The sequence below is a fragment of the Bifidobacterium sp. SO1 genome (assembly GCF_018555335.1).
GTDB classification, from domain to species: Bacteria; Actinomycetota; Actinomycetes; order Actinomycetales; family Bifidobacteriaceae; genus Bifidobacterium; species Bifidobacterium simiiventris.
The window spans coordinates 102,136-113,459 of record NZ_JAFEJR010000005.1 but is presented as its reverse complement, the minus strand read 5'-3'; the positions used below and the strand labels follow the sequence as shown (position 1 = coordinate 113,459).

Annotated in this window: 7 protein-coding genes; 1 reads left to right on the top strand and 6 read right to left on the bottom strand. The window is 66.5% G+C overall.

All coding sequences use genetic code 11. The features are described from left to right. Positions 1 to 83: 83 nt before the first annotated feature. The 3 genes from JS541_RS06285 to JS541_RS06275 form a co-directional block, all read right to left on the bottom strand. Positions 84 to 1,586, bottom strand: a complete 1,503-nt coding sequence (locus tag JS541_RS06285) for a Maf family protein (protein ID WP_214373606.1) — start codon at positions 1,584 to 1,586, stop codon at positions 84 to 86. A gap of 238 nt (positions 1,587 to 1,824) precedes the next feature. Further along, positions 1,825 to 2,823 (bottom strand): homoserine kinase, encoded by a 999-nt coding sequence (gene thrB / locus JS541_RS06280; RefSeq protein WP_214373605.1) that lies wholly within the window; start codon positions 2,821 to 2,823, stop codon positions 1,825 to 1,827. 30 nt (positions 2,824 to 2,853) lie between these two features. After that, positions 2,854 to 4,167: a homoserine dehydrogenase gene (locus tag JS541_RS06275; RefSeq protein ID WP_214373604.1), complete on the bottom strand. Its 1,314-nt coding sequence runs from the start codon at positions 4,165 to 4,167 to the stop codon at positions 2,854 to 2,856. A 395-nt stretch (positions 4,168 to 4,562) separates the two neighbouring features. Between JS541_RS06275 and nagE the strand changes: the two genes are divergently transcribed. Then, positions 4,563 to 6,056, top strand: a complete 1,494-nt coding sequence (gene nagE, locus JS541_RS06270; RefSeq protein ID WP_214373603.1) for an N-acetylglucosamine-specific PTS transporter subunit IIBC — start codon at positions 4,563 to 4,565, stop codon at positions 6,054 to 6,056. A gap of 131 nt (positions 6,057 to 6,187) precedes the next feature. Here nagE and JS541_RS06265 read toward each other — a convergent pair whose 3' ends face one another. The 3 genes from JS541_RS06265 to JS541_RS06255 are packed head-to-tail and all read right to left on the bottom strand — an operon-like array spanning position 6,188 to position 11,048. Further along, complete coding sequence (locus JS541_RS06265; protein WP_214373602.1) at positions 6,188 to 7,804, bottom strand: diaminopimelate decarboxylase; 1,617 nt, start codon at positions 7,802 to 7,804, stop codon at positions 6,188 to 6,190. A 5-nt stretch (positions 7,805 to 7,809) separates the two neighbouring features. Then, positions 7,810 to 9,618 (bottom strand): arginine--tRNA ligase, encoded by a 1,809-nt coding sequence (argS, locus tag JS541_RS06260; protein ID WP_214373601.1) that lies wholly within the window; start codon positions 9,616 to 9,618, stop codon positions 7,810 to 7,812. Then, the gene (locus tag JS541_RS06255; protein WP_214373600.1) at positions 9,615 to 11,048 is read right to left on the bottom strand and encodes an amino acid permease; all 1,434 of its coding nucleotides are present in this window, start codon (positions 11,046 to 11,048) and stop codon (positions 9,615 to 9,617) included. The genes argS and JS541_RS06255 overlap by 4 nt, the downstream gene beginning before the upstream one ends. Positions 11,049 to 11,324: the final 276 nt, after the last annotated feature.

Here is an 11,324-nt window from a genome sequence, read left to right as displayed (position 1 = left end):
CATGAGATGGACGATGGCCGGTGTGACGGGTCCGGGGCCCGTCAACGGTGCGAAACCGGCCGTACGTCGCTACTGGTCGACGCTCACTCCCCGTGATGCGCGGCGGCGATCGCGTCAAGCCGTGCGCGGAACCGCGGCCAGTCGGTCTTCATCGCGGTGAGCAACTTGCGGTTCGGCACCTCGTCGATCGGAATCCACTCGATCTCCATGCTTTCGTCGTCGTTCGCGCGCAGCTCCACCGTATGCCCCGGCTTCTCGAACGCGAACACGGTGGTGTACGCCCAGTTGCCGTGGTCCTCGCGCCACGAGCCGACCACCTCGATGTCTTCGGGCGTGATGTTCGCCTCCTCGTAGGACTCGCGCAGCGCGCCCTCGATCGGCGATTCGCCGTCCGCGGTCGCGCCGCCCGGAATGCCCCACGTGCCGCCTTCCGCGCTCCACACCGCGCGATGCTGCATCACGACGTGCGTCACGGCCCCGGTCACCGCATCCCGCCGCGCCAATAGCACGCCGGACGCCCCGTTCAGCCCCCAATGACGCCGCCCGCACATGCAGTCGACCCAGCCGTCGCCCGGCTGATGCACGTTCTCCGCCGGCGGCACCAGACTCGACGGATCGGACTTGCCGTTCGGGAACAGTTCGCCGCGCTCCACGTTCCACAGGTCGGTCCATTCGATGCCGAGTTGGCCGACCAGCTCGCGCAGCAGCGGCAGGCTGATGCCGATCACGCCGTGCGGATCGCCTTCGATGCTGTCGATGAACGCGCCGCCGAAGCCCTCGAGCGTGAACGAGCCGGCGACTTCGAGCGGTTCGCCGGTGGCCAGATACCGTTCGATGTCGTGGTCGGAGTAGTTGCAGAAGTGGATCTTCGCGTAGCTCACGCCGCGCACGACGCGGCCGGTCGCGAAGTCGATCAGGCAGTGACCGGTCCACAATTCGCCGGTATGCCCGCGCATCGCCTTGAGCCGTTCGCGCGCGACCTCGACGCTGTGCGGCTTGCCGTAGCATTCGCCGTCGAACAGGAACATCGAGTCACAGCCGACGATGAGCGGGCCGACCTGCGCGTGCGTGAGCCCCGGCTGCATGGCGACGATGTTGGAGATCGGTTCGGTCTGAGTCGGCACGTCGACGCCGGAGAAGTCGCGGGTCGTCGCGTTGATGTCGGCGTCGTGCGCGTTCGGCTGGTCGTTGGTGAGTTTGGCGATGAGGATGTCGCGCGGGGATTCGCCGCCAGTCGCAGTCGCGTCGGCAACAGTTCCTTCGTCAGCGGATTCGGACGGCTGGTCAGCAGCAGGCTCGGCGGTCTGCAGCGGGTATGCGATGACCCGTTCGCCGGTCGCCGCCGCGGCCGTGTCGGCGACGTTGCGGTACGCCTGATGGACGGCCTGCGCCTTGGCTTCGGCGAGGATCGCGACGCGCTTGTCGACGGTCAGATCGTCCACATCGCATCCGGCGGCCGCAGCGGCGCGTTCGAGTGCGGCCGGCTCGTCAACGTGCGAGACGCGGATGGTCGGGCAGATGCCGGCCGAATACAGCACGTCGCGGCGCGGCTTCGACTTCGATGCCAGAATCAGCGGAATGGACATGACGATCTCCTTCTTCGATCTCGGCTCCCTCGGCTGAGGGAGCTGTCGAGCGCAGTGAGACTGAGGGAGCGTCTGAACCACAACACATATAGCTTCCGACGGCCTTATCGTGTACGCTCCCTCAGTCAGCCTTCGGCTGCCAGCTCCCTCAGCCGAGGGAGCCAAGAACACAGATTGCCCGTTTTCTGACCAGTGGGTCTCAGTTCTCCCGACCGAGGGAGCCGAGACCGCGTTTGCGTTACTTGCGAATGATTTCGACGCCCTTGGTGTTGACGGCCGGGTGCAGCACGCGCCAATGGCCGTCCGCGAGACGGTCGCCGGCCACCTCGTCGATGGCCTCGGCCGCGTCGCCGTAGTGCAGCACGAGCACGCACGGGCCAGCGCCAGACACCATCGCCGCGTAGCCGCGAGCGCGCAGGTCCTCGATGAGCTGCCACGAGGGTGCCATGAGATCCTTGCGGTACGGCTGGTGCAGCTTGTCCTGCGTGGCCGCGAACAGCAGCGCGTTCGGGTCGGACGACTTGGCGAGCGCGGCCGGGTTCATCGCGGCGGCCAGCAGCGCCACGCGCGAGACGTTGAACACGCCGTCGCGGCGGGCGATCTGGTCAGGCAACGCCTGGCGCGCCTTTTCGGTGGACAGCTCGTAGTCCGGCACGAACACGGAGGTCTTGATGTTCGGATCGACCTTGTACTTGATCGTGTGGAAGCCGCCGTGCAGGGGTTCGCCGCCCGGGATCGGCACGGAGCCGACGCCTTCGGCCGTGTCGAAGTTCCACGACGCGGTCATGCCGCCGTAGACGGCCGGCGCGACGTTGTCGGGGTGGCCTTCGATCGCGGCGGCCAGTTCGAACACGGAGTCGCGGTTGAGGTCGTCGTCGTGCGCGAATGCGGCGGCCGCAGCGATGCCGGCGACGATTGCCTCGGCGGACGAGCCCATGCCGCGCGCCTGCGGGATGTTGTTGTGCGCCTCGAGGATGAATCCGATGCGTCCCAGGCCGAATGTCTGGCATGCGCGGCGGAAGGTCGAGACGACCAGATGCGTCTCGTCGCGCGGCAGCGTGTCCTCGCCCTCGCCGTAGATGAGCACCTGCGCGGCGCGGTTCGACGGGTCGGCGCACAGCGTGAACGTGAGCTCGTCGTGGTATTCCAGCGCGAGGCCGACCGCGTCGAATCCGGACCCCAGATTCGCGCTGGTGGCCGGCACGCTGACCTTGACCTGTTTACAGATCGGTTCCATTCCTATCCTTCCTTGGCTCCCCTGCGACCGTCAGTCCAGCACGCGCAGGATGGACGGCTCGCCGGCGACGCAGTCGAGCTTGCAGACGGCATCCACGGTGCGACGCAGCGTGACCTCGTCGGTCAGGTGTGTCACGATGCGCAGCTGCTGCAGCTCACCGTCGTAGCCCGGCTCCTTCATGGTGGGCTTCAGATCCTGGTTCACGCCGTTGATCGAGACGCCGTTGTCGGCGAATTCCTTGGCGATCGCGGCGAGCACGCCCGGCTTGTCGTGGATGAGGAAGCGCACGGCGAACGCGGCGCGGCTCGCCTCGATCGGGGCCTTGGGCAGGTTGTTGTACATCGGGATGGTCGGGCCGGTGCAGCCCTGCGCGATGTGGCGCGCCTCGGTGACCACGTCGCCGACGACGGCGGAGGCGGTCGGTGCGCCGCCCGCGCCGCGGCCGTAGAACATGAGGTCGTCGGCGGCTTCGGCCTTGACGAAGATCGCGTTGAACGAGCCGTGCACGGAGGCCAGCGGATGCGTTTCGGGGATGAGCGCCGGGTAGACGCGCGCGGAGACGCCGGCCTCGCCGTTCTCGACGACGGCGAGCAGCTTGATGACCTTGTGCTCGGCGGTCGCCGCGGCGATGTCGTCGGCAGTGATCTTGGTGATACCTTCGACCGAGACGTCGTCGATCGTCACGTTGGTGTGGAAGCCGAGCGTGGCCATGATGGCGGCCTTGTTCGCCGCGTCGTGGCCTTCGATGTCGCCGGTCGGATCGGCTTCGGCGTACCCCTTGGCCTGCGCTTCCTTGAGGACGTCGTCGAACTGGAGGCCCTTGGTGGTCATCTCGTCGAGGATGTAGTTGGTGGTGCCGTTGACGATGCCGAGCATGCTCGTCACCTTGTCGCCGGCCAGCGATTCGCGCAGCGGCAGCAGGAACGGGATCGCACCGCCCACGGCCGCCTCGAAGTAGATGTCAACGCCCTTGGCGGCGGCCGCGTTGTAGATCTCCGGGCCGTACTTGGCGAGCAGGGCCTTGTTCGCGGTCACGACGGACGCGCCGGACTCGATCGCGGCCATCACGAACGTGCGGGCCACGCCGGTGCCACCGATCAGTTCGATCACGATGTCCGCGTTCGTCGCGACCTTCATCGTGTCGGTCGTCAGCAGCGACTTGTCGATCCACGGATAGTTCACCTCGTCCGGATCAAGGCAGGCCACGCCGACCAGTTCGATCGGCCGGCCGATGCGCGCGGCCAGCTCGTCCTTCTGCTCGACCAGCAGACGCGCGGTCTGCGATCCAACGGTTCCCGCGCCCAGAAGTCCCACGCGGATCGGGGTTTCGTTCGGCTGTGCCACAGGCGTCCTTTCTCGAACACGTAACTCATGCCGCCGCAACGGACGGCGATCACAATTCCTCCACTATCCTACGGTTCGAATCCGACACGCCGGGACGAAAGTTTCTTAACAAACATGCAGTGACATGCCGTCAATCGTTGCCGTCAATCGCCAGTAGCGCTCAGCGATGACGGCAAACGTTGCTGCAAGTCACTTGCAGTAAAGAAACTTAACAAAATGTTCGACAACAGTGTCGCGGGTGCCGTAAACTATCCCGTAGAGCGATACAGCCGCCCGGATTACCGGGGTCCGCCAAGGATGGTGGAGCGCGATCGATGACGAAAGCCGGCGATCACAGAAAGCAGTACCCGTCGCTCACATGACCCTGCATCGTTGCAGAGGGAGGATGGAAAGAAATGAAGGACTATATCCAGCGCATGGGCCGTTCGCTCATGCTGCCCGTCGCCTGCTTGCCGGCGGCGGCGCTGTTTGTGGGCGTCGGCAACTGGATCGCCAGCTTTACCGGCGGCGACGTCGTCTCCACGTTCCTGACGACCGCCGGCGGCGCGGTGCTCAACAATCTGGGCATCCTGTTCGCGATCGGCCTTGCGTTCGGCATGTCGCGCGACCAGCACGGCGCGGCGGCCCTCGCCGGCCTCGTCGGCTTCCTCACGCCGATGACCCTGCTCGTGCCCGACGCGGCCTCGAAGTTCCTCGGCTACGCCGACGCCGCGGCCATGCAGGAGTCCGCGGTCAACACCTACAACGCGTTCTCCAAGATGAACAACGGCAACGTGTTCATCGGCATCCTCGCCGGTCTGATCGCGGCGGCGATGTACAACCGCTTCCATCAGGTCAAGCTGCCCGCGGCGCTGAGCTTCTTCAGCGGCAAGCGCCTCGTGCCGATCGTCACGGTCGCGCTCATGTCGGTCGTCTCGCTGATCCTGCTGTTCATCTGGCCGCTCGTCTTCGGCTGGCTCACCGCGTTCGGCGAGGCCATCATGTCGCTCGGCGCGGTCGGCGCGGGTATCTATGGCTTCGCAAATCGTCTGCTCATCCCGACCGGTCTGCACCACGCGCTCAACAACGTGTTCTGGTTCAACATCGCCGGCATCGACGACATCGCCCGCTTCTGGCAGGGTGCCGCATACCAGGGTGACCCGGTGTCCATCGCCGGCTACCATGCGGGCATGTACCAGGCTGGCTTCTTCCCGATCATGATGTTCGGCCTGCCGGCCGGCGCATTCGCGATCTACAAGAACGCCCGCCCGGAGCGCAAGAAGGCCATCGGTTCGCTCATGCTGGCCGCCGGCGTGGCCGCGTTCTTCACGGGCGTGACCGAACCGCTCGAGTTCTCGTTCATGTTCGTCGCGTTCCCGCTGTACGTCGTGCACGCGGTGCTCACCGGCATCTCCGTGGCGATCGCCGCCGCGATGGACTGGATGGCCGGCTTCAACTTCTCCGCCGGTTTCGTGGACTTCATCCTCAGCTGGCCGCTCGGCACGAAGCCGTACATGCTGATCGTGCAGGGCCTCGTGTTCGCGGTGGTCTACTACTTCGTGTTCGATTTCGCGATCAAGAAGTTCAACCTGATGACCCCGGGCCGCGAGCCTGACGACGAGGCCGCGGACGACGCGGTGGTCGGCGCCGCCTCCGGCGACAAGTACACGATGCTGGCCGAGCGCATCTACGCGGCGCTGGGTGGCAAGGCGAATGTCCAGGAGATCGACAACTGCGCGACCCGTCTGCGTCTGGTCGTCAAGGACACCGGCGCGGTCGATCAGGACGCCATCAAGAAGACCGGCGTTCCGGGCCAGCGCGTGATGGACAAGACGCACATTCAGGTGATCGTCGGCACGGACGTCGAGTTCGTCGCCGAGGAGATGAAGAAGATCGCCGCCAAGGCGTGACGACTCGCTTCCACGAGTAGTGTGAAGTAGCCAGTGGGGGCTTCCTCTCGATCGAGAGGAAGCCCCCACTTACGTGTACCGTCAATCGGCCTATCGATCTCCGGCCAGCCGGACCAGCCGACTTGGCCGACTCAGCCCAGATCGAGATCGAGCAGGTCGTCGATGGTCTGGCGGCGCAGCATCACGTGCGCGCCTTCCTCGCTCACGGCCACGACGGCCGGGATCAACGCCTGGTTGTAGTTGCTCGCCATCGTGCGGCCGTACGCGCCGGTCACCGGCACTGCAAGCACGTCGCCGCGCTTCAGGTCGGCCGGCAGACGATCCTCGTGGATGATGATGTCGCCGGACTCGCAGTGCATGCCGACCACGCGCACCAGCATCGATTCGTCCGAACCGCGACGGTTCGCGAGCCGCACCGTGTAGTCCGCGCCGTACAGGGCCGGGCGGATGTTGTCGCTCATGCCGCCGTCCACCGACACGTACACGCGCTCGCTGATCGGATTGCCGGCCTTGTCGGTCGGCTGCCGGCCTTCCGCGTCCGCACTGAGCAGCACATGCTTGATCGTGCCGACGCGATACAGCGTGACGCCGGCGGGCGCGACGATCCAACGGCCCGGCTCAAACGAGATCGCGGGCGCGGGCATGCCGAGCGCGCGGTTGATCGCCGTGACCGCATCGGCCAGACGGCCCAGCTCCACGTCGATGTCCATCGAATCCTCGCCGTCCGTGTACGCCACGGAATAGCCGCCGCCGAGGTCGACCTCGGGCAGCGTGTAGGCGTCGGTCGCGTAGAAGGTCTTGCGCAGGAGCATCATGCGCTTGGCGGCCTGGATGAACGCGTCCGCGTCGTGGATGTTCGAGCCGATGTGCGAGTGCACGCCGACGAGCTCGAGCACGTCCTCGTGGCGGCGGATCTCCTTGAGCACGGCGAGCGCCGGGCCGTTCGCCACGGCCGTCATCGCCTCGGCGAGCTTGCGGTCGGGTTCGGACAGCTCCTCGCCGCTCAGATCGTACGGGTACTTGACGTCGTAGCGCAGCTTGCGTTCCGGCTTGGCGGCGGGCTCGGTCGCGGCCGGTTCCGCACCGTCGTACCGCTCCCCCACACGCGCGTTCGTCGCGGCCGGGGTCACGTCGGTCAGGTCGTCGAGGATCGACAGCACGGACGTGTCCGCGCCGGCCGGCAGCAGCGGCACGCCGAACTTCTGGTCCTCGTGCGCGGTCGAGATGTACTCGTGGCCGCCGGCGTGGATGCCGGACGTGACGCGCAGCATCACGCGGGCACGTTTGCCGAGGCGATGCGCGATCTCAGCGATGCGGGCCGGTTCGTCGGGAGAGTCGATCACGATCTTTGCGAAGCCCTGTTCGATCGCCAGTTCGATCTCCGCGTCAGACTTGTTGTTGCCGTGCAGCACGAGCCGACGACCGGGCGCACCGGCGGCGAGCGCGATCCTCATCTCGCCCATCGTGCAGGTATCGACGTACATGCCGGCCGCGAGCACGAGGCGCACGATCTCCTTGGAGAGGAACGCCTTGCCGGCGAAGCTCACGTGCGTGGTCGAGTTGTTGAACGCGGTGGCGGCGGCCTTCACGAAATGCTTGGCGCGGACGGCGACCTCGTCGGTGTCGATCAGGTAGAGCGGTGAGCCGAACTCGTCGAGCAGCGACTCGGCGGTGCGGCCGTGGAACGTGATCGCGCCGCTCGCCGGGTCAATGGCCGTGGCGGCCGGCCAAATTGGGGTGATTGCCATATCGATCACATTTTCTCCGGAGCGGTGACGCCGAGCAGGTCGAGGCCTTCGGCGATCACGGTGCGCACGGCGTCGTTGAGCTTGAGTCGCGCGGCGGCACGGGCCGGTTCCGGGGCCTTGGCGATGCGCAGCGCCTCCGCCTCGTCGCCACGGGCCTCCGGATCGGTTAGCTCCATCGGCACGACGCGCTCCACGTTGTACCACTTGTGGTACGCGGCGGCCAGATCCTCGAGGTAGTGCGCCACGCGGTGCGGCGCACGCGCGTCACCCGCGAGCGTGAGCAGCGCCGGCCACTGGGCGAGCGCGGCGAGCACCTCGCCGTCCGCCTCGGTGTCGAGCAGGGCGAGGTCCGCGCCCTCGTAGGTGATGCCGGCGGCGGCCGCATTGCGGTCCACGTTGCAGGAACGGGCGTGCGCGTACTGCACGTAGTACACCGGGTTGTCGTTGGAGTGCGACGCGAGCAGGTTCAGGTCGATGTCGACCGGCGAGTTGTAGTCGGTGCGCGCGAGCGAATAACGCGACGCGTCCACGCCGATCGCCTCGGTCAGGTCGTCGATCGTGACGACGTTGCCGGCGCGCTTCGACATGCGCACGGCCTTGCCGTCCTTCAACACGTTGACGAGCTGGCCGATCAGGATCTGCATGTTCTCACCCGGCTGGTCGCCGAACGCGGCGCACATGGCCATCATGCGGCCGATGTAGCCGTGGTGGTCGGCACCGAGCATGTAGATCGCGATGTCGGCCGGATCGGTCGCGCGGTGGCGCTTGTTCCAGTAGTACGCGATGTCGGCCGCGAAATACGCGAACTCGCCGTTCGACTTGATGATCACGCGGTCCTTGTCGTCGCCGTGCTTGGTCGACTCGAACCAGGTCGCGCCGTCCTTCTCGTAGATGTCGCCGCGCTCGCGCAGCACCTCGATCGCGCGCTTGACCTCGCCGTCGGTGTACAGGCTGTTCTCGTGGAACCACACGTCGAAGTGGACGCGGAAGTCCTTCATCGACTTGCGGATCTCGTCGAACATCATCGGCACGGCGCGCTTGCGGAACTCCTCGCGCTGTTCGGAATCGCCTTCGCCGAGCGGGTTGCCGTCCTTGTCGAGGCCGCCGTCGACGCGCGGCAGGGCGAGCACGTCCACGCCGTCGGCCTCGGCCTCGGCGATCACGCGGTCGGCGATCTCGTTGATGTACGCGCCCTTGTAGCCGTCGATCGGGGTCTCCTCGCCGTGGGCGGCGGCGACGAGCGACTTGGCGAAGCGGTTGATCTGCTCGCCGTGGTCGTTGAAGTAGTATTCGCGCACGACCTTCGCGCCGTTCGCCTCGAGCACGCGGGCCATCGAGTCGCCGACGGCCGCCCAGCGGGTGCCGCCGATGTGGATCGGGCCGGTCGGATTCGCGGAGACGAACTCGAGGTTCAGGGTCTTGCCGGCGAGGTGCGCGTTCTTGCCGAACGTAGAGATGCCGTTGGCATCGGCCGGGGAGGCGAGCACCTGGTCGACCACCGCCGCGGCGGACGCGGAGTCGAGGGTGATGTTGATGAAGCCGGGGCCGGCCACCTCGACGGACTTGATGCCGTCGGCGGCGGTCAGGCCGGCCGCGAACAGCTCGGCCAGATCGTGGGGCTTCATGCCGGCCTTCTTGGCCAGCTGCATGGCCGCGTTCGAGGCCCAGTCGCCGTGCGCGCGATCCTTCGGGCGCATGACGGCGAGCTTGTCGACGGGCGGGATCAGATCATCGGTGAGGTTGCCGGCCTTGCCGGACGCAACCAGTTCATGGGCAATACGCGAAATCAGTTCGCTCAGGGCTTCAGGACTCATTCTTCCAAGGATACCGGCGAGTCTGACTTCCGGCGCGCGCGTTCGATCACCCAGTAGCCGCCGTAGCACAGCGCCACGAACGGCACCATGTAATACAGCGTCGAACGCTGCGTGTCGTCCAGCGCCACCAGCACCAGCGCCCCGAGGCACATCACGATCGCCAGCCACGGCAACACCGGGTATCCGGGCGCGCGATACCCGAGTTCGGCCACGTCATGCCCGCTGCGCACCCATTCGCGCCGGAACCGGATGTGGCACACCGCCACCGAGAACCACACCACGAGCGTCGCCAGGCCCGACACCGCCACCAGCACGAGGTACACGGTCGAGGCCGCCACCACGCTGGAGAGCAGCGCCAGGAGAGAACCGCACATCGAGAACAGCACCGCCCACACCGGCACGCCGCGGAAGTTCGTCTTGGCGAACCGCGCCGGGATCAGTCGTTCCTTGGCGAGCGACCACACCATGCGCGAACACACGTACAGTCCGGAGTTCGCGGCCGACAGCACAGCCGTCAGTACCACGAAGTTCATGATGTCGCCAGCGAACGGCATGCCGATCGACTGGAACACGAGCACGAACGGACTGGTGTCCACGCCCGCCTGCTGCCACGGGATGAGCGCGGCCATCACCGCGATCGAGCCGATGAAGAACATGGCGAGACGGAATACGGTGGTGTGCACGGCCTTCGGTATGGCCTTGCCCGGGTCGCGTATCTCGCCGGCCGCCACGCCCACGACTTCGGTGCCGGAGAACGCGAACACGACGGTGAGCAGCGTGGAGAAGACCGGCGCGATGCCGCGCGGGAACCAGCCGTCCGCGACGAAATTGCCGAACAGCGGCGCGCCGGCGTCGGCCGGGCGGCCCGAGATCGGGATCGCACCGAAGATCGCGAGCAGCCCGATCACGATGAACGCGACGATCGCGAACACCTTGATCGACGCGAACCAGAATTCGGCCTCGCCGTAGAGCCGCACCGACATGATGTTGAGCGCGAACACCGCCGCGATGAACACCGCCGACCACACCCACGCCGGGCTGCTCGGGAACCAGCGCTGCATGAGCAGCCCGGCCGCGGTGAACTCGCTGGCGAGCGCCACCGCCCAGTTGAGCCAGTACAGCACGGCGATCACGAACGCGGTGGCCGGGCCGATGAAACGTTTGGCGTACAGGTGGAAGCTGCCCGCGTACGGCATGGCGACCGACAGCTCGCCGAGGGAGACCATGACGCAGTAGACAAGCAGGGAGCCGATCGCGTAGGCGAGGATCGCGCCGAGCGGGCCGGCTTGGTTGATGGTGTAGCCGGAGCTGACGAACAGGCCGGTGCCGATCACGCCGCCGAGGGAGATCATGGTCAGGTGGCGCGATTCCATGCGCCGTTCGAGATCGGTGTCGGTAGCATGCGCATCGCTGGTGCCGCGGTCGGCCATATCGGCTCCTTCGGTTCGTGGTTCGGATCGGTGGTCCGTCGCGCGCGTCATCGCGCGGGCGACTTACGTATGATAGCCGCGATGGGAGAACAGCCACAGATCGTATGGCGGTCCGATCGGATATCGCCAATGCGCATCCCCACGCAATACGTAACCCTCCGCGATGTCAGGCCACCATCGGCATCGATTTGCGCAGTCCCCGCAGCATGTAACCCTCCGCGGGGGTAAGAGCGCCGTCGACATCGATTCGTGCCCATCCCCGCAACACGTAACCGC